The sequence below is a fragment of the Caenimonas sp. SL110 genome (assembly GCF_001044395.1).
Lineage (GTDB): Bacteria > Pseudomonadota > Gammaproteobacteria > Burkholderiales > Burkholderiaceae_C > Ramlibacter.
Window position 1 is genome coordinate 34,124 of the sequence record NZ_JANU01000029.1, and the last position, 19,348, is coordinate 53,471.

A 19,348-nucleotide genomic window follows, 5' to 3' on the forward strand; every position below is an offset into this window, starting at 1 on the left:
GCCATGCTTGTTCCCCTGCGCTTGCTCTTTCTTTCGGTCATTGCCGCCTTCATCAGCTTTGCCGCGTTGGGCGCCACGCCGGACCCCAAGCCCCCGCAGATTCGATTGACCGATGTCGTCCAGCCGATCGCCTACGACCTGACACTCACCATCGTTCCCGACGCCAGGGGCTTTGATGGTCGGGTGGAGATCGATGTCGACCTGAAGCGGCCGCTGGATTTTTTCTGGATCAATGCGCGAGAGCTGGCCATAGGGCGCGTGTCCCTGACGATAGGGGCCAAGGTGCATGAGGCCGCTGTCGTTGCCGGCGGTCCCAATTTTGTCGGCCTGCGTTTTGCGTCCATGCTGCCGTCTGGACGGGGGCGTTTGTCCATTGCTTACACAGGCACGTTCACCACCAAAGAGACGCGCGGCATCTTCACCCAGCAAGACCGCGGCCAGTGGTATGCGTACACGCAGTTCGAGCCGATGAATGCGCGCAGGGCGGTTCCATCGTTCGATGAGCCACGCTGGAAGACGCCGTGGACGATTGCACTGAACGTCAGGCAAGAGCACCTCGCGGTCAGCAACAACCCCGCTGCATCCGAGACCGACATCGGCAACGGCATGAAGCAGGTGCGCTTCACCAAGACGCCGCCTTTGCCTTCGTACCTGGTGGCGTTCGGCGTCGGCCCGTTCGAGGTGGTCGATGGTGGCACGGCGGGGATCAAACGCACGCCGCTGCGATACATCGTGCCCAAGGGCCGCTCGGCCGAGACGCGCTACGCGAAAGAGGTCACGCCGAAGCTGCTGGAGCAAATGGAGACTTACTTTGGCACGCCGTATCCGTACGACAAGCTCGACAGCATGGCCATTCCCGTCACTGTCGGGTTTGCCGCCATGGAAAACGCAGGCCTCATCACCTATGGCAGCGGCTTCCTGCTTGCGAACGGCGCGCGCGAGGACGAGCAGTTCCGACAGGTGTACGCAAGCATCGGCTCCCATGAGATCGCGCACCAGTGGTTCGGCAACCTGGTCACCATGCAGTGGTGGACCGATATCTGGTTGAACGAATCGTTCGCCACCTGGATGGCGCGCAAGGCCGTCTCGAAATTCAGGCCGGACTGGGATTCGACGGCGCGCGCGCAGCGCGAGCGCATGTCGGCGGCGGGCACCGATCGGCTTGCATCGACGCGCCAGGTCCGCCAGCCGGTCAACAACGAAGACGACCTGGGCAATGCATTCGACGGCATCACCTACGACAAGGGCGGCGCGCTGCTGACGATGTACGAAGGCTGGCTCGGTGAAGAAAAGTTTCGCGATGGCGTGCGGCGCTACCTGAAAAAGCACGAGTGGGGCAACGCAACCGCCCAGGATTTCTTCGCGTCGCTGGCGCAGGCCGATCCGCAGGTGGCGCGCGGCTTCTCGGGATTCGTTCATCAGCCGGGCATTCCGGTCGTCGAGTTCGAACTCGATTGCTCGCGCAGCCAGCCCGCCATGCAATTGAGGCAGCGGCGCTTCGATCCGCTGGGTGCGAGCAAGGTCGCGCAAAAGTGGATGATGCCGGTCTGCATGCGCTACGAAGGTGGCGGCGACAAGCCCCTTTGCACGATGCTGAGTCAGCCCCGGCAGCGTGTGGTGTTGCGGGGTGCCGCGTCGTGCCCGGCGTGGGTCTTGCCCAATCCGGGGGGTGCGGGCTACTACCTGTCGCGGCTCGGCGCGAAGTCTTCCGGCGCCTTGCCGCCGGCCCAGCTCAGCGCCAAAGAAGCGGTCGCATTCATCAACGATCAGGCCTTGCTCGCGCGCTCTGGCGGGATTGACGCACAGGCCCTGGTCGCTGCGGTCACGCCGTTCAATACGGATGCGCGGCCGGCTGTGGCACAGGCTGCGATCGCTGCCGTGATCGATTTGCATCCTGCGTTTTTTGCAGCGGGAAAAGACAGGACCCTGTCGCAAGCCGTGTCGCCGGAACTGGTGGCGCGCGCGGTTGAACTGGGATGGGTGCCCCGGCCGGGTGAGAGCGATGAGGTTCGCAGGCTGCGGGCAACTGTGCTTCCTGTCGTTGCCGCGTTGGGGCCAGATGCCTCGTTGAAGGCACAGGCGCGGACCCTGGCGCTGGCGTGGCTCGCAGGAGACCGCGCGCAGGTGGGTTCGGGCTTTCGCGCGGTGCTGCAGCTGATGGCCCATGAAAACGATCCTGTCGTGTTCGATGCCTTGGTGGCTGCGCTCCCAAAGACCGACGACCGGGGCACGCGCTACGACATCTACAAGACGCTCGGCATGTACCGCGATCCGGTGCTGCGGCAACGTGCCTTTGACTTGCCGCTGGGCGATGGTGTCGATGTTCGCGAGGCTTCGGCGATCTGGCGCGAGGCGGCAGAAGTGCCGGACAGTGCTGTGGCACTGCTGCAGTTTGTTCGTGACCGGTACGGTGTTCTTGCCAGTCGCCTGCCGGAAGAATCGGCAAGTCGAATGCCGCGCTGGCATCGCGAGCTGTGCACGTCAGAAGATCGCGCTTCGGTGAAGCGTCTTTACGAGGCGCACAAACCGTGGCCCCCAGGTCTGGAGAGAATTCTCTCGCAGACGCTGGAGGCAATCGATATTTGTGTGAAGGCGCGCAAGTAGGCAGCCACTTTTAACGCCGCTTGTCCCTGGCCCGCACCGCCCCCGCCTTGTGCAGCGACTTCCACTTCTTGCGGATTGCGATGCGTTCCAGCGGTGTCTGCTCGCTGCGCTCGGCGTCGCGCATCAGCTTGCGAAAGTTCATCAGCCGATCGGGTGCGATGTGCTGCTGAACCGCGCACCCCGGTTCGCCCTGATGACGGCAATCGCGAAACTGGCATTGCCGCGCCAGTGTCTCGATGTCGTCGAACGCGGCCGCGAGTGCGGCGCCATCCGCGTCGGGTCGCCAGGTGCGCAGACCTGGGGTGTCGATGATGCAGGCCCCCTGGGGGCACAGATGCATCGATCGGGCGGTGGTCGTGTGCATGCCGCGTCCATCGCCCCGGCGCACGCCGCCGGTGTCCTGCGTGAAGGCACCGGTGAGCGTGTTGGTCAGCGTTGACTTGCCCGCGCCGGATGAGCCGAGCAGCACCAGGGTCTGCCCTTGGTGCAGCCATGGCATCAGTTCGGTGCGGGCATGTTCGCTCATCCCGTTGACGGCCACGATGGGCACGCTCGCCGGCAATCGTTCGCGCAGCATGGCGATGCGCTCCTGCGCGTCGCGCGCGATATCGCTCTTGGTCAGCACGACCACCGGTGCCACGTCGCCCGCCCGCACCATGGCGATGTAGCGCTCGACACGCCGCGGATTGAAGTCGTCATCCAGTCCCATGGTGAGAAGGGCGGTGTCCACGTTGCTGGCGAGCGATTGCCGTCGCCCGTCGTTGGCGCGTCGCGCGATCTGCGTCACCGGCGCAAGCAGCGCGGCGATCCACAGGTCGTCAGCGCCGCCCTCGGTAACGACCGCCCAGTCGCCGACAGTGACGGTGCTGTCCTGCATCTGCAGCACATTGACCAGCCGTTGCGCGATGCGCGCCCGGTGCTCGGCATCGCCGTCGTGCAGCGTGAACCAGTCGCGCTGCGTTTCCACGATCCGCATCAGCCGGCTGCCGGGCGGTGTGGTGTCTTGCATGGCGCCCAGGCTGTTCACGACGACTTGCGTGAGGCCGATCGGGCGGAGTTTTTCAAAATCGAAATCGATCATCTTGAGGTGGGTATCCAAATGGTTTTCCAGTTCGCGACTCGTGCGCGAACACACCGTGCATGCAGCGCATGCGCAGTACGAATTGAAAAATGGATGCCGGCCGCGGCTAGCGGCAAATCAAGGTGACCGGGGTGTCAGTTGCGGCGAATCGGGTTGATTCACCAGGTGCAGCAGGGCACTGGAGATGACGCGTGGGTCAGGCGGCCGACAGAAGGGCAAGGTCAAAATTTTCCATAGCGCTCTCCTGTGGTGGTTGGGGAAGTCGCGAAGTATCGCGCGGTGAAATCGCCGGGTCAAGTGCGCACTTGCATCTGCGTGTTTACACTGAAGCAAAGAGGCAACACATGCAAGACCAAAAGAATCCAGACAGTGGTGACCAAGCCCAGCCAGAGGGCATGCGCAAGGGCCTGACCAACTACGGCGATGCGGGCTTCTCGCTCTTTCTTCGCAAGGCTTTCATCAAGGGCGCGGGTTACACCGACAGCGCGCTGGAGCGGCCCGTGATCGGCATCACCGACACGGCGAGCGGCTACAACCCCTGCCACGGCAACATGCCGCAACTCATCGAAGCCGTGCAGCGCGGCGTGATGCTCGCCGGTGGCCTGCCGGTGAAGTTCCCGACGATCTCCATCGGCGAGAGTTTCGCTGCGCCAACCAGCATGTACCTGCGCAACCTGATGTCGATGGACACCGAAGAAATGTTGCGCGCGCAACCAATGGACGCGGTGGTGCTGATCGGTGGTTGCGACAAGACCGTGCCTGCGCAGTTGATGGGCGCGGCGTCTGCGGGCTTGCCGGCGATACAGCTCATCACGGGTTCGATGCTGACCGGTTCGCATCGCGGCGAGACCGTGGGTGCGTGCACCGACTGCCGCCGGTATTGGGGCCGCTACCGCGCCGACGAGATCGACGACCAGGAGATCGCCGATGTGAACAACCAGCTCGTCGCCAGCGTGGGTACCTGCTCGGTGATGGGTACTGCCAGCACGATGGCCTGCATCGCAGAGGCGCTGGGTATGACGGTGCCCGGTGGCGCATCACCACCGGCGGTGACGGCGGACCGGATGCGCGTCGCGGAGAGAACGGGCGAGGTTGCGGTGCAGATGGCGAAGGCGCGATTGGGCACTGACCAGATCCTCACGGCGAAAGCGTTTGAGAACGCGATGCGTGTGCTGCTGGCGATCGGTGGTTCGACCAATGGCATCGTGCATCTCACCGCGATTGCGGGTCGGGCAGGATTTGAAGTGGACCTGAAGGCGCTGGACCGCATGGGACGCGAGACGCCGGTGCTGGTCGATCTCAAGCCCTCGGGGCAGCATTACATGGAGCACTTTCACGCAGCCGGTGGCATGACCACGCTGCTGCGCGAACTCAAGCCCCTGCTGCACCTGGATGCACTCACGGTGACGGGCCGCACGCTCGGTGAGGAACTCGATCGTGCGAGTGCGCCGTTCACGCAGGACGTGATCCGCACGCGCGACAACCCGATCTATCCGCAGGGCGGTATTGCTGTGCTGCAGGGCAATCTTGCGCCGGGCGGGGCCATCATCAAGCAATCGGCGGCTGACCCGAAGTTGATGGAGCATGTCGGGCGTGCAGTCGTTTTCGAAGGTCTGGAAGATCTGGCGCTGCGTATCGACAGCGATGACCTGGACGTGGAAGCGGGCGATGTGCTCGTGTTGAAGAACATCGGGCCCAAGGGCGCGCCCGGAATGCCGGAAGCCGGCTACATCCCGATTCCGCGCAAGCTGGCGCGGCAGGGCGTGAAAGACATCGTGCGGATTTCGGATGGGCGCATGAGCGGCACGGCTTTCGGCACCATCGTTTTGCATGTCACACCGGAGTCAGCCATCGGCGGGCCGCTGGCGCATGTGCGAAGTGGGGACCGCATCCGGCTGTCGGTGGCGAACCGCGAGATCAGTTTGCTGGTGTCCGATGAAGAACTGGCCCAGCGCGCGAAGGACAACCCGGTGGTGGTGCCGTCTGCGCAGCGGGGTTATCGCAAGCTGTTTTTGTCGACGGTGATGCAGGCCGACAAGGGCGTGGATTTTGATTTTCTGGCGGCGGTGGAGATGAAGGGGATAGTGCCGCGCGCTTGAGGCTGCGCCTGGGAGGAGATGGATTGCGGATCAAGTCCGCAATGACAGCCTTCTTCCTGGCTGTCATGACGGACCTGCAATGACAGCCCTCTTCCTGGCTGTCATGACGGACCTGCAATGACAGCCTTCTTCCCGGCTGTCATGCCGGACTTGCAATGACAGCCCTCTTCTCGGCTGTCATGCCGGACTTGCAATGACAGCCCTCGTCCCGGCTGTCATGCCGGACTCGATCCGGCATCCACCGCGAAGCGGCGACTGCGACCGCTTACCTCAGATCCGTCTTGCGCTCGATGATGCGCCCCACCAGGCCGTACTCGACCGCTTCGCTTGCCGACAACCAGCGGTCCCGCTCGATGTCCTGCAACACCTGCTCGATCGGCTTGCCGGTCTCACGCGCGATGATGCGGGCGATGCGCTCACGGGCCTTGATGATCTCTTGCGCGTGGATCGCGATGTCAGTCGCCTGTCCGCCCGAACGGCCGCTGGGCTGGTGAATCAAAAAGCGTGTGTTGGGCAGGCAGAACCGGCGTTCTTTCGGAACCGCCAGGTACAGGTGCGTGGCCGCGCTGCCGACCCAGCCGGTGCCGATCATGTTCACCGGCGCGCTGATGAAACGGATGATGTCGTGGATCGCGTCGCCCGACTCCAGGTGGCCGCCGGGCGAGCTCACCAGCATGTCGATGGGCGTGGGCGACTCGGCGTCCAGCGCGATCAGGCGGCGCGCGATGTCGGCTGCTGCCACATCGCTGATGGCACCGAACACCATGACAGTGCGTGACTTGAAGGCCTTTTCTTCAAGGAATGCGTTGCGCGGTTCGCCGGTGTTGCCGGGATGTTCTTCGGGATCGGTTTCGAGATAGGTCATTGCAGAAAACTCCTTGAAAGCTGGGGAAACTTGCAGCCGATGTTAAAGCAGCCCCATCACGCGGCGGGGCGGCGGAATTTCTCCCATGCCTGGCGCGTGGGGGTTGTGCCGGCGCCGGGCTCTGCAGGCAGCCTGAAGATGCCATCCACCACCTCAGCCGGGTCGGTGAAGCAGTCCTTGATCCAGGGGATGTATTCGAGCACCTGGCACGCCGGATGCGCATAGTTGAGGTGAACATGGACCTGGCTCATGTCGCCCGCGTGCGGCGCCACCGGCAGCCGGTACGAGTTCGCGGTTTCGCACACCCGCCACACCTCGGTGATGCCGGCCATGCGCGTCACGTCGGGCTGCACCCAGTGGATCGCGTTCTGGTGGAAGAACTCGCCGAACGCATCCTGCGTGTAGAGCTGCTCGCCCAGCGCAACCGGAATGTGGGTCGACCGCGCAAGTTGCGCATGGGCCTTGACGTCGTCGTACCAGAGCGGTTCTTCGAACCAGTACACATCGAACGGTGACGCGCCACGGCAAAACCGCAGGCACGTCGCCAGGTCCCATTTGCCGTTGCCGTCCACCGCCATCGTGATGTTGGGACCGATCGCCTTGCGCACGGCTTCGAGCCGCCTGAGGTCGCGCTCAACCGTTGAGCCGACCTTGATCTTGATGCCGGAAAAGCCTTGCTCCACCGCACCCATCGCGCCGGCCACCAGCTTGTCGTCGTCGATGCTCAGCCAGCCGATGTCGGTGTTGTAGGCGCGGACTTTGTCACGCACCTGTCCGCCGAGCAGTTTCCACAGCGGCACGCCCGCAGCCTTGGCCTTCAGGTCCCACAGCGCAATGTCGATGGCTGCGTGCGAAAGCGTGGTGATGCCCGCGCGGCCTATCCACTGCAGCGCCGGATTGCGTGCGAGTTTGAGCCACAGGCGCTGCACGTCGCTCGCGTCTTCGCCGATCAAGAGCGGCGCGTGGCAGGTCTCGATGCAGCGCGTGATGAGCTGGTCGCCGGGCAGGTGGGCATGGGTGCCGGTGAATCCGTAGCCCTGCAATCCATCTTCGGTGGTGATGCAGGCACCCACCACGCCCCAATGCGTGATGCTGTGCGTGCTGTCCGCGATCTGCGAGCCAGTCACCGGCACATGGAGGATGAAGGGCTCGACGCTTTTGATTTTCACGGGCTGTCCTCGGTTCGGCGGGTGGTGTTCAGCGATCCACCAGCATCCGCGTCACGATCGGCGGTTCATCGGCGATGTGAAACGCGAGCTTGCGATCGCGCAGCGCCACATCGGCCGCCGTCACGCGGTCGAAACGGCGCAGGTGTTCGGTCCAGGATTCATCGGTGATCTGCTCGACGATGCGGCCGGGCTCGTACAGGTCCTGCAGCACCTGCCAATCGATCGCGCCCTGGCTCACACGGCTTCTGCGGCTTTCCTGCATCAGGTCCAGAAACTCGGCGGTGCGAGCCGGATGGATGCGGTATTCGATGCTGGTCTGGATACGGCCCTGCGCGGGCGGCGCTTCGGCGTGCGGCACCTTGAACACATGCGAGGGGGTCAGGTCTTCCTCGATGCCGCGATCGGTCACCAGCCGCTGGGCAATCGCCATCAGGATGACGCTGGAACCCGCTGCGATGCCGATGCTGTCGTGGATGCTGGTCATGTCCGCGACCTTGCCCCACAGCGCCGCGCCCGCCGCGGTCGAGCCCATGAGTGCCATCTGGTAGATCGACATGCCGCGCGCCCGCACCCAGTCTGGCAGGCCCATTTGCGCGGCGACAGTGAGCGAATTGGCAACCGTGATCCAGGCCACGCCGGCGACGATCATGCCGGGCACGGCGAAGTAGATGCTGTTGGCGAAACCGACGACCAGCATGGCGGCGGCCTGAGTGGCCGTACCGGCAAACACGAGCGTCTGCAGCGGCAACCATTTGCGCAGGGTTGGCATGTTGAGCGCCGCGACGATGGCACCTGCTCCCATCGATGCGAGCAGCACCGTGAACGTGCCTGCCTGTCCGCCGGGCAGGCTGCGTGCCAGCAACGGCAGCAGGGCCAGCAAGGCGGTCGAGTGAAGAAAGAAAAGCGCGATACGGATGAGCACTGCGCGCATGCGCCCGGACTGCCAGACGTATTGAACGCCGACCCGCATCGCGCTGGTGAGACGTTCGCGCCCGAGCGGACTCTCCTTGTGTTCGCGTTTCCATCGCATGATGACGATGCCTGCGCCGATGGACAGGATGGCGTTCAACCCGAACACCCAGGCCGGATTGGCGAAGCTCGCAATCAACGCGCCCGCCACCAGCGGCCCGATGATGCGCGACGCATTCATCGAGACGCCGTTGAGCGCCAGCGCCTGCGGTAACTGCGTGCGTGAAACGACCTCGGGCACCACGGCCGCAAACACCGGCCAGCGCAGCGCCAGCCCCACGCCATTGGCGAATGTGAGAGCCAGCAAAAGGCCTGGCGTCATCCAGCCCATCACGAGGACCGTGCAGGTGATGGTGGCAATGGTTGCGACCCAGAACTGGGTCAGCATCAGGAATCGCCTGCGGTCCAGGATGTCCGCGAGCGCGCCGCTGGGCAGGCCCAGAAGAAAAACGGGCAGTGTCGATGCCGACTGAACCAATGCCACCCACAAGGGCGATGGAGCAAGCGACGTCATCAGCCACGCGCTGGCCACGTCGTTCATCCACATCGTGGTGTTGGCTGCCAGCCAGGTCAGCCACAACATGCGAAATACCGGTGAGCGCAGCGGACCGAACGCGGTGATCTTGTCGTCGGCGGACCGGGCCTTGGGTGTTTCTGGATTGACTTCGGGCATCAGGGTTCAACAGTGAGCGGCTAGTAGCGCCGCTCCAGCACCATCTGGTCGTTGCTGCGCGTCATCTGGAAACGCGACAGGAAGCTGTTGCCCAGCAGCACGTACGGCATGCTGGTCGGCAGGATGGCCGCTTCGACACCGCGGACTTCCACGTCACCGACCCGAACCGAATCGAGCTGGACGCGCCAGACGTTCACCACGCCATTGGCCGTGCCCACGCGGCCCTGTTGCCCGGAGGCCTTGTAGTTGATGCCCAGGCGATCCGCGTCCGATGCCCCGAGCGCGATGGTGGTCGCGCCGGTATCGACGACGAAATAAACGGCCTTGCCGTTGACCGCGCCTTGCGAGTAGAAGTGCCCACCGTTGCCCGCCGTCAGGACGATCTTTGAACCCGTGGCACGACTGGGGCCTGTGCCGCCGACGCTGGCCGGCGCTTCACCGACTCGCAGCGTCCGGCGCTGCCCCTTGATGTCCACCACGGCTTCATCGCCGGAAGTGGAAATCACCTTCACGCCCATGTGCGTGTCACCGGGTGCCACTGACCTGGGCGCTGCGCCATCGACGATCAGCAGCGCCTTGTTGCCGAGCATGCCCTGCAGCGCAACGGCCTGGGCGAACGCGCCGGTGCAGACCATGCCGGTCATGCATGCGAAGGTGGCCGCTGCGGCGCGGAGCCGTTTCATGGGTGCGATCTTCTAGTCGCGGAAGTTGTCGAAGGAAAGCGGCACATCGTCGATTTCCGAGCGGATGAGCGCCATGGCCGCCTGCAGGTCGTCGCGCTTGGCGCCGGTGATGCGCACCGCGTCGCCCTGGATGGCGGCCTGCACCTTCATCTTGCTGTCCTTGATGAGCCGGGTGATCTTCTTGGCCTGCTCGGTCTCGATGCCGCTGCGCACCTTGAGCACCTGCTTGACCTTGTCGCCGCCGATCTTCTGGACGTCGCCCTTGTCCAGGAAGCGCACATCGACGTTGCGCTTGACCAGCTTGGCCGTGAGGATGTCCTGCACCTGGCTGAGCTGGAAGTCGGCGTCGCCAAAGACGGTGATGTCTTTTTCTTTCAGTTCGAGCGCGGCGGAGGTTCCCTTGAAGTCGAAACGCGTGGCGATCTCTTTGGCGGCGTTCTCCACCGCGTTCTTCACTTCCACCATGTTGGGTTCGCAGACTGTGTCAAAAGATGGCATGTTCTTACTCGTTTTGCTCTCTGTGCAGATGCGACAATTCTCCCATGATCGTGGAGCAAAACGTACCCCTGCAGGCGCACAACAGCTTTGGCATTGTCGCGAAAGCGCGCGCGCTGGTGCGAGTGCGCAGCCAGGACGATGTCCAGCAGCTGCTGGCCGACCCCGAGCATGGTCCGGCGCCCAAGTTTGTGCTGGGCGGGGGCAGCAACATCGTCATCACCGGCGATGTGAAGCCCGTGGTGCTCAAGGTTGAGGTGCTGGGCCGCCGCCTGGTCGATGAATCGCCGCGTGCCTTCATCGTGGAAGCTGGTGCGGGCGAAAATTGGCACGATTTCGTGACCTGGACGCTGGAGCAGGGCTTCGACGGCCTGGAGAACCTGGCCCTCATTCCCGGCACGGTGGGTGCATCGCCGGTGCAGAACGTGGGCGCGTACGGGGTCGAGCTGCAGGACCGCTTCGAGTCGCTGGACGCCATCGACCTGGTGACTGGCAAGACATTCACCCTGGACGCCGCGCAGTGCGCATTCGGCTACCGGGATTCGGTGTTCAAGCACGTCGCGGCCAAGGAGGGCGATTTCGGCCTGGCTGGCCGCGCGATGATCCTGCGGGTGCGGTTTCGGTTGCCGCGTCCCTGGAAGCCGGTGCTCGGGTACGCCGACATCGAACGAAAGATGCAGGAAACCGGCATCCAGGAGCCGTCCGCCCGTCAGGTCTATGAGTGGGTCTGCGCCGTTCGCGCTGCCAAGCTGCCCGACCCGCGCGTCATCGGCAACGCAGGCAGCTTCTTCAAGAACCCCACGGTCTCGCCCGACCAGTGCCAGGACATCATCGCGCGCGAGCCCAATATCGTTCATTACCCGATGGCCGACGGCACGGTGAAGCTGGCGGCGGGCTGGCTGATCGATGCCTGCGGCTGGAAAGGCAAATCGGTGGGCAATGCGGGTGTTTACGAGCGGCAGGCGCTGGTGCTGGTCAACCGGGGCGGCGCGACCGGCGGTGAGGTCGTGACGCTGGCGCGGGCCATCCAGACCAGCGTGTATGAACGCTTTGGCATTCGACTGGAGCCTGAACCTGTCGTGGTCTAGGCCGTCCGCATGAGGCTCCAGCTGCACTGGGCGCAGTCGTGCGTTGTCGCGTTGGGCCTGTCGCTGTCGCTGGTGGGCGCAGCCCATTCGCAGGCCTCCAGCGAAGCCGCCCGCCCTGCATTCGCTATCGACGTTCGCGCGCCTGCACCGATCAAGTCCCTGCTCGACCGCCACCTGGAGCTGCGCCGCTACCGCGAAGTGACCGACCTGGACGACACCGAGCTCGCGCGCCTGATCGTGATGGCCGAGCGCGATGTGCGCGAACTGGTGGGCACGCTCGGTTACTTCGACCCGAAGATCGTGGTCCGGCGCGATGAAGCAACGCGTGCCAGTCCGCTGATCGTGATCGAGGTCGAGCCCGGAAAGCTCACCCAGGTCAGCGAGGTGAAGATCGAATTCGAAGGCGATGTCGCGCAATCGGCCGACGCTGAAGTGACGCGCCAGCGCGATGAGATACGGGCCGGCTGGCGTTTGCCGATCGGTCAGCGGTTCACGCAGGAAAGCTGGGACCAGGCCAAGAGCACCGCCTTGCGCCAGTTGATGGCGCGCCGTTACCCGGTCAGCCGCATCAGCTACAGCCTGGCCGATATCGATGCGCCCAATTCACGCGCCGGGCTCGGCCTCAAGCTCGATTCGGGGCCGCCCTACCGTCTGGGCGAGATGGTGGTGACGGGCGTGGAGCGCTACGACCCGGTCCTCGTGCCGCGCCTGGCGCGCCTGCCCGTTGGAAGCATCTATGACCAGGAAGCGCTGGTTCAGGCGCAATTGCGACTGGCCGGCAGCGGCTATTTCGATTCCGCGTTCATCCTGCTGGATACCGAAGGCGACCCCAAGGCCGCGCCGGTGCAAGTCACGGTTCGGGAAGCGCCCCTGCACAAGCTCGTGCTGGGACTGGGTGTTTCGACCGACAGCGGGGCCCGGGGCTCGGTGGAGTACCGCAACAACCGCGTGCCGGTGATCGGCTGGCGTGCGGTCACCAAATTGCAGCTCGAACGCAAGTCGCCCTTCGTCGAAACGGAGTGGACGGCGGTACCGGATGCCGATGGCTGGCGCTGGGGTGTGCTGGCGCGGGCCGAGCGCGTGGATGACGGCGTGCTGGTCACCCACGGCCAGAAGCTGCGGGTCGGTCGCACCTGGGTGGGCGACCATATCGAACGCAATGTGTATGCGCAGTACGAGCGCGCCAATGTGCGGGCCGCTGCGGGCGCGGCCACGGCTATCCCGGACAACGGCGACGGCACGGCCATCAGCGCCAACTACGTCTGGACGGGGCGCTATTTCGACCGCATGCCGTATCCGACCCGCGGCTATGGCGTCGGTTTTGAATTGGGCGGTGGCCTGACGCTGACCGGAAGCCGCAGTCCCTTTCAGCGCACGCTGGTTCGCTGGCTGGGTGTGCGTCCCTTGCAGTCCGGGCGTTTGCAACTTCGGGCAGAGGCGGGGGCGGTGATTGCCAAATCGACAGCGAACGTGCCGGCGTCGCAGCTGTTTCGCACCGGCGGCGACACGACGGTGCGTGGCTACGGCTACCGCGAAATCGGCGTCGAGCGTCCGGGGAACGTCGTGGGGCCGGGGCGCTACATGGCAGTGGGCAGCGTCGAATGGCAGCAACCCATCAAGCGCGGCGGCCTGGCCACCGAATGGGAAAGCGCCGTTTTCATTGACGGTGGTGCTGTGAGCGATCGCATCGGCGGCATGAAACCGGTGTTCGGCGTGGGCGCAGGCGCGCGCTGGAAGAGCCCGTTGGGGCCGCTGCAAGTGGATCTGGCTTACGGCATCCAGCCAAAGAAATTCCGGCTGCACTTCAACCTGGGAGTGACGTTTTGAAGGGCGGAGTGCGCAAGGCGCTTCGCATCGCGCTGATGTCGCTCGCGGGCCTGTTTGGCTTGTTGGTGGCGGCAAGCGCGTTTCTGTGGTGGTGGGCCGGGACACCCGCTTCGCTCGACTGGGCGCTGGAGCGGGCCGCGCGCTGGCAGGCGTTGCAGATCGAGGGCGCCAGCGGATCGCTGCGCACCGGGCTGAAGGCCAGGCGCCTGCGTTGGGAGCGTGAAGGGCTGGTGCTGGAGGCGCGCGCTGCCGAACTGGCCTGGCAGCCGCTGTCGCTCATGCGCGGCACCCTGCGGCTGGACTACCTGCGCGCGGGTCATTTGCTCATCGATGACAAGCGCCCGCCAACGCCGCCCATCGTGCCGGTTTCGCTGGCCTTGCCGCTGCGGGTGGAGATCGCGCAGGTGCTGCTCGGCCAGCTTGAATTCAAGAGCGCCGCCAACACGATCGAGGTCTCTCACGTCACCGGCACCTACAGCTTCGACAACGTCTATCACCAGGTCAAGCTCGACCGGCTGCGGTGGCAGGGCGGCCTGTACTCGGGCGAGGGCCGGGTCGGGGCGCAGGGCAAGCTGCCGGTGCTCGCGCTGCTGCAAGGGCGGCTCGATGCCGCAGTGCCCGGCGGTCAGGCGCAGCTGCCTTTGTCCTTCAATGCGCGCATCGAAGGGCCGGTCGCGGACATGCGCGCGACGGCGCAACTGCAAACCGGTTCGGGTGCAAGCGCCGCAACCGGTGCTGCAGCTTCGGCTACGGCCCGGATCACGCCCTGGGGCGCGCAGCCCTTGCCAGAGGCGCACGCCGATTTCGCAAGGCTGGACCTGCGCCTGCTGTGGGCACAGGCACCGCACACGTCGCTGTCAGGCAAGCTCGATGTGCGTCCCGCCTCTGCGGGCACGTGGGCCATGGAGGTGGAGGCGACCAATACGCTGGCCGGCCCCTGGGACAAGGAGCGCGCACCGGTCGAGCGCATCGTGGCCAGCGGTGAATGGCGCAAGGGTGGGCAGGCGGTGATCCGTGCGCTGGAAGCGACCGTGGGTGGCGGCGAAGTGCGCGCCAAAGGCGCATGGGCCGGCGCCGATGGCTGGACCGTGGATGGCACGCTTTCCAGCGTCGATCCTGCTGCGCTTCATGGGGCGCTGGCGTCGTTGCCGGTCAGTGGCAAGGCAACGCTGACGGGCGAGGGCAAGGCGATCGGGTTTGATGTCTCGCTCGCGGCCGATGGCGCATCTTCGACCAGGAGCCGCGCGCGAAATGGCAGCGCCAAAGTCCCGGAAAAAGGACCCGACAAGGACGCCGTCAAAAGCAACGAGATCGCAGCGGCGGCGGCAGCGCTGGAGCTGCGTTCTGCTGCAGCCAGGGGGCGGTGGAACAGTGGCGCGCTTTCTTTGGCCTCGCTGGAAGTGGTTACGTCGGATGCCAGGCTACAGGCCAGCGGCGACATGGTGCTGGAAAGCCGCTCCGGTAGTGGGCGGGCCGAACTCAAGGTGCCAGGGCTGGTCGCGAGCGTGCAGGGCAAGCTGTCCGCGGCCAGCGGCGGCGGCACGATCAGCGCGAGCGCCGCCGATCTCGCGCAGGCGGCGCGATGGCTGCAACGGCTTCCAGGCGCTCCGGCCGTGCTGGCGCAGGTGGCCGCAGGCCGGGCCGAGGCACGGGCCGAGTGGCAGGGCGGCTGGCGCGATCCGGCGGTGCAGGCCAAGGTCGATATCGCGCAACTCGATTGGCGCAGCGCGCAGACGGCTTCGTCCTCAACCGCGCCGCCTGCCACCTCACCCACCACGCCACCCACCGGCTGGACCGTGCGCGACACGACGGCCACGCTCAACGGCCGGCTCGCCGACGCGGCCCTGCAGGTACGCGGGCGTGCTGAATCGGGACAGAGACGCATCAGTCTCGAGCTGTCAGGTCGCGGCGGCAAGCGTGGCGCACCGGGCGCGCCCGGCGATTGGTTTGCACAGGTCGCATCACTGGGTGTGGTGGGCAGCGACCCGGCAGCGGGCGCGGGCAACTGGACCTTGAAGACGGCCCGTCCGTTCGATGTGCGGTGGTCGCAGGGAACGCTGGATGCGAGCGCAGGCGAAGCATTGCTAGGCGCACCTCGAAGCGTCGGCGGCGTGGGCTCGGCGACGATCACCTGGGACCCCGTTCGCTACGGGCGCGGCGAGCTCAAGACGACAGGGCGCATCAAGGGCCTGCCGCTTGCATGGATCGAACTGGTCGGCGGACCCCAGCTGCAGGGAACAGCGTTGGCCGGCGACATGGTGTTCGACGGGTCGTGGGACGCCGCGCTCGGGGCGACGCCTCGCATTCGCGCGTCGCTGGAGCGCGCCAGCGGTGACCTCACGGTGCTGGCCGAGACCGTCGATGGGGCTGCCACGCGGGTCAAGGCCGGCGTGCGCGAGGCGCGGTTGTCGGTTGAGAGTCAGGGCGAAATCGTGACTGCCGTGCTGCGCTGGGACAGCGAGCGCGGCGGCACCGCTGATGCGCGGCTGCAAAGCCGCCTGTCGCAAGGCGGTGCGGCCGGATGGTCGTGGCCCGCGGAGGCACCGGTCAGCGGCACGGTTCGCGCGCAGCTTCCGCGTATTGGCGTGTGGTCATTGCTCGCGCCGCCTGGCTGGCGACTGCGTGGCTCACTCGGTGCGGACCTGACGGTGAGCGGCACGCGGTCGGCTCCCCAGATGGCCGGCACGCTGGCCGCCGACGATCTGGCGCTTCGCTCGGTGGTGGACGGAATCGAGCTGCAGGGTGGACGTCTGCGCGCGCACTTCGAGGGGACCCGGCTGGTCGTCGACGAATTCCGTCTTCGCGGACCCGGCGACAACGGCGGGACCCTGGTGGCCACCGGCGAGGGCCGTTGGACCAGCGAGGGCTTGCAGACACAGCTCACCGCCGAAGTGACCCGGCTGCGCGCGAGCATCCGGTCGGATCGGCAGGTGACAGTGTCGGGAAAGATCACCGCCTCGCGCGATGCCAAAGGCACGATCGTCAACGGAACATTGAAGGTCGATCAGGCGCTCATCGTGCTGCCGGATGAGACAGCGCCACGCCTGGGCGACGACGTGGTGGTGCGCGGGGCAGGGGGGCCGATTCTTCGCGCCGAGGCGCGCGCCCTGCAGCAGCCCACCGGCGCAAAGCCGCCCTCGCAGGAGCTGACGCTGGACGTCAATCTGGAGCTGGGCGACAACCTTCGCGTGCAGGGCCTGGGCATTGACACGCGGCTGCGTGGGCAGTTGAAGCTCACCGGCCGTTCGGTGGTGCAGCCGCGCCTGACAGGTGTGATCACCACCTCTGGCGGCGAGTACCAGGCGTACGGCCAGCGACTGAACATCGAGCGGGGCGTCATCAGGTTCACCGGCGCTGCCGACAATCCGTCGCTCGACATTCTGGCGATCCGGCCTAACCTGGTGCAGCGTGTCGGGGTGTTGATTTCGGGCTCGGCGCTTTCACCGTTCGTGCGTCTTTATGCAGAGCCCGATTTGCCCGAAGCTGAAAAATTGTCGTGGCTCGTGACGGGCCGCGCTGCGCCTTCGTCGGGCGCGGAGACGGCGCTGGTGCAGCAAGCCGCGATCGCGTTGCTGGCCAATCGTGCGGGCGGCAAGAAGGGATTGGCGGCGTCGCTGGGGCTGGATGAAGTTTCGTTTCGCCGTGATGCAGCGGGCGCACCTGCGATCGCGCTGGGCCGTCGGTTCGGGACCAACTTCTATGCAGCGTATGAACGCAGCATTTCGGGGGCGCTCGGCACGCTGTTCATCTTCTACGACATCACGCGCCGGATCACCGTGCGCGCGGAGGCGGGCGAGCGCACGGCAGTGGATTTGATCTTGACGTTCTCGTTCGATTGAGCCCGCGCCTGCTTGTCATTGCGGGCTTGACCCGCAATCCACCGCGCACCGGCGACGGCTGTTGAAGTCATGGATTGCGGATCAAGTCCGCAATGACAGTGCAAGAAGGGCTGTCATGCCGGACTCGATCCGGCATCCACCGCGAAGCGGCGACTGCGCTCGATCCACGATGGATTGCGGATCAAGTCCGCAATGACAGCCGAGTCACTTCGTCTTGTGCTCGAGGTTCGGAATCGGCGTACCTTCGCCAGACGTCAGCAGTCCGGCGCGCGAATAGATCCCCAGCTTCTGGCGCGTATCGACGATATCGAGGTTGCGCATCGTGAGTTGCCCGATGCGATCCTTCGGCGAGAACGGTGCGTTCTCTACTTTTTCCATCGAGAGGCGCTCCGGTGCGTATGTCAGGTTGGGAGACTCGGTATTGAGCAGCGAGTAGTCGTTGCCACGACGCAGCTCCAGCGTGACTTCGCCAGTGACAGCGCGCGCGACCCAGCGTTGCGCGGTCTCGCGCAGCATGATGGCTTGCGGGTCGAACCAGCGGCCCTGGTACAGCAGGCGGCCGAGCTTGCGGCCGTTGTCGCGATACTGCTCGATAGTGTCTTCGTTGTGGATGCCCGTCACCAGGCGCTCATACGCAATGAACAGCAGCGCGAGGCCGGGTGCCTCATAGATGCCGCGGCTCTTGGCTTCGATGATGCGGTTTTCGATCTGGTCGCTCATGCCCAGGCCGTGCCGCCCGCCGATGGCGTTGGCTTCCAGGATGAGGTCGACAGGCGAATCGAAGGTCTTGCCGTTCAGGGCCGTCGGCTGGCCTTCTTCAAAGCGCACGGTGACTGTCTCTGCCTTCACCACAACATCGTCCTTCCAGAACGCCACACCCATGATCGGGTTCACGATCTTCATGCCCGTCGCCAGGCTCTCCAGGTCCTTGGCTTCGTGCGTGGCGCCCAGCATGTTGGAGTCGGTCGAGTACGCCTTCTCGGCGGACATCTTGTAGCCAAACCCCGCCTTGGTCATGAACGCTGACATCTCAGCGCGACCGCCCAGCTCGTCGATGAACAGCTGGTCGAGCCACGGCTTGTAGATGCGCAGGGACGGATTGGTGAGCAGGCCGTAGCGATAGAAGCGCTCGATGTCGTTGCCCTTGAACGTGCTGCCGTCACCCCAGATGTTGACGTCGTCTTCCTTCATCGCGGCCACCAGCATCGTGCCGGTGACTGCGCGGCCCAGCGGCGTGGTGTTGAAGTAGGTCAGGCCGCCAGTGGAGATGTGGAACGCGCCGGCCTGCAGGGCTGCGATGCCTTCGTGCGCGAGCTGCAGGCGGCAGTCGATCAGGCGGGCCTGCTCGGCGCCGTATTGCATGGCCTTGCGCGGAATGTCTTCATAGTCGGGCTCGTCGGGCTGCCCGAGATTGGCCGTGTAGGCGTACGGGACCGCGCCCTTCAGGCGCATCCAGTGCAATGCGGCGCTGGTGTCCAGGCCGCCTGAAAAGGCGATGCCGACTTTTTGGCCGGTGGGGAGGTTTTCGAGGATGGTGGACATGGGGGGAGTGCGCCTGGAGCCGATGAAGCAGGGAGTCGTTGAATCGATGGGCCGATGACCGGACTAACCGAAGTGACAGATGTAGTGATAGGCCTGTGCGACCTTGATGTCGAAGCTGCTGTTGGCCGGGACGCTGAACTTGTCGCCGGGGCCGGAACTGAGCCAGTTGTCGGAGCCCGCCAGCTTGTATTCGCAGGCACCTGCCACGCATTCCATGATCTCGGCCGCGCCGGTCTTGAAGGTCAGCTGCGAGGGGAGCACGACGCCGACAGATTTTTTGGTGCCGTCAGCCAGCGTGATGCTGTGGCTGACGCACTTGCCGTCGAAGTACACGTTGGCCTGGGTGGAAATCTCGGCCTGGGCAATAGTCGATGTAGTCATCGGCCAATTTTAGCTGTCGCCCCGCGAGGGCCT

General features: G+C 65.2%; 13 protein-coding genes. 5 read left to right on the forward strand and 8 right to left on the reverse strand.

Features of this window, described 5'->3' with window-relative positions; all coding sequences use genetic code 11:
* Window positions 1-3 precede the first annotated feature (3 nt).
* The gene (locus AQ12_RS13865; protein WP_152682798.1) at window positions 4-2,604 is read left to right on the forward strand and encodes a M1 family metallopeptidase; all 2,601 of its coding nucleotides are present in this window, start codon (window positions 4-6) and stop codon (window positions 2,602-2,604) included.
* 10 nt (window positions 2,605-2,614) lie between these two features.
* On the opposite strand, the gene rsgA is transcribed toward AQ12_RS13865, so the two are convergent.
* Window positions 2,615-3,703 carry a ribosome small subunit-dependent GTPase A gene (gene rsgA, locus AQ12_RS13870; protein WP_238587723.1) on the reverse strand — a complete coding sequence of 363 codons (1,089 nt, stop codon included), beginning with the start codon at window positions 3,701-3,703 and terminating at the stop codon, window positions 2,615-2,617.
* A 326-nt stretch (window positions 3,704-4,029) separates the two neighbouring features.
* Here rsgA and AQ12_RS13875 point away from each other — a divergent pair, with 326 nt between their 5' ends.
* Window positions 4,030-5,784 (forward strand): IlvD/Edd family dehydratase, encoded by a 1,755-nt coding sequence (locus AQ12_RS13875; protein WP_048440525.1) that lies wholly within the window; start codon window positions 4,030-4,032, stop codon window positions 5,782-5,784.
* Window positions 5,785-6,049: 265 nt separating this feature from the next.
* Here AQ12_RS13875 and AQ12_RS13880 read toward each other — a convergent pair whose 3' ends face one another.
* From AQ12_RS13880 to AQ12_RS13900, 5 genes are read right to left on the reverse strand one after another with little or no spacing between them, the layout of a single operon-like run.
* Window positions 6,050-6,649 carry an ATP-dependent Clp protease proteolytic subunit gene (locus AQ12_RS13880; RefSeq protein WP_048440526.1) on the reverse strand — a complete coding sequence of 200 codons (600 nt, stop codon included), beginning with the start codon at window positions 6,647-6,649 and terminating at the stop codon, window positions 6,050-6,052.
* Window positions 6,650-6,705: 56 nt separating this feature from the next.
* Window positions 6,706-7,818 (reverse strand): mandelate racemase/muconate lactonizing enzyme family protein, encoded by a 1,113-nt coding sequence (locus AQ12_RS13885; protein ID WP_048440527.1) that lies wholly within the window; start codon window positions 7,816-7,818, stop codon window positions 6,706-6,708.
* Between the two features lie 28 nt (window positions 7,819-7,846).
* Window positions 7,847-9,460, reverse strand: coding sequence for an MFS transporter (locus AQ12_RS13890; RefSeq protein ID WP_048440528.1), 1,614 nt, complete (start codon window positions 9,458-9,460; stop codon window positions 7,847-7,849).
* Window positions 9,461-9,480: 20 nt separating this feature from the next.
* Window positions 9,481-10,143 carry a TIGR02281 family clan AA aspartic protease gene (locus AQ12_RS13895; RefSeq protein ID WP_048440529.1) on the reverse strand — a complete coding sequence of 221 codons (663 nt, stop codon included), beginning with the start codon at window positions 10,141-10,143 and terminating at the stop codon, window positions 9,481-9,483.
* A 12-nt stretch (window positions 10,144-10,155) separates the two neighbouring features.
* Window positions 10,156-10,641, reverse strand: a complete 486-nt coding sequence (locus AQ12_RS13900) for a YajQ family cyclic di-GMP-binding protein (protein ID WP_048440530.1) — start codon at window positions 10,639-10,641, stop codon at window positions 10,156-10,158.
* A 44-nt stretch (window positions 10,642-10,685) separates the two neighbouring features.
* Here AQ12_RS13900 and murB point away from each other — a divergent pair, with 44 nt between their 5' ends.
* From murB to AQ12_RS13915, 3 genes are read left to right on the forward strand one after another with little or no spacing between them, the layout of a single operon-like run.
* Window positions 10,686-11,726 (forward strand): UDP-N-acetylmuramate dehydrogenase, encoded by a 1,041-nt coding sequence (murB, locus tag AQ12_RS13905; RefSeq protein WP_048440531.1) that lies wholly within the window; start codon window positions 10,686-10,688, stop codon window positions 11,724-11,726.
* Between the two features lie 9 nt (window positions 11,727-11,735).
* A complete protein-coding gene (locus AQ12_RS13910) occupies window positions 11,736-13,553 on the forward strand; it encodes an autotransporter assembly complex family protein (RefSeq protein ID WP_053076733.1) in 1,818 nt (605 codons plus the stop codon).
* A gap of 8 nt (window positions 13,554-13,561) precedes the next feature.
* Window positions 13,562-17,392 (forward strand): translocation/assembly module TamB domain-containing protein, encoded by a 3,831-nt coding sequence (locus AQ12_RS13915; RefSeq protein WP_238587724.1) that lies wholly within the window; start codon window positions 13,562-13,564, stop codon window positions 17,390-17,392.
* A 204-nt stretch (window positions 17,393-17,596) separates the two neighbouring features.
* On the opposite strand, the gene argG is transcribed toward AQ12_RS13915, so the two are convergent.
* Both argG and AQ12_RS13925 read right to left on the reverse strand, forming a co-directional pair.
* Window positions 17,597-18,934: an argininosuccinate synthase gene (gene argG, locus AQ12_RS13920; protein ID WP_048440533.1), complete on the reverse strand. Its 1,338-nt coding sequence runs from the start codon at window positions 18,932-18,934 to the stop codon at window positions 17,597-17,599.
* 63 nt (window positions 18,935-18,997) lie between these two features.
* Window positions 18,998-19,315: a pyrimidine/purine nucleoside phosphorylase gene (locus AQ12_RS13925; RefSeq protein ID WP_048440534.1), complete on the reverse strand. Its 318-nt coding sequence runs from the start codon at window positions 19,313-19,315 to the stop codon at window positions 18,998-19,000.
* Between the last annotated feature and the right edge of the window lie 33 nt (window positions 19,316-19,348).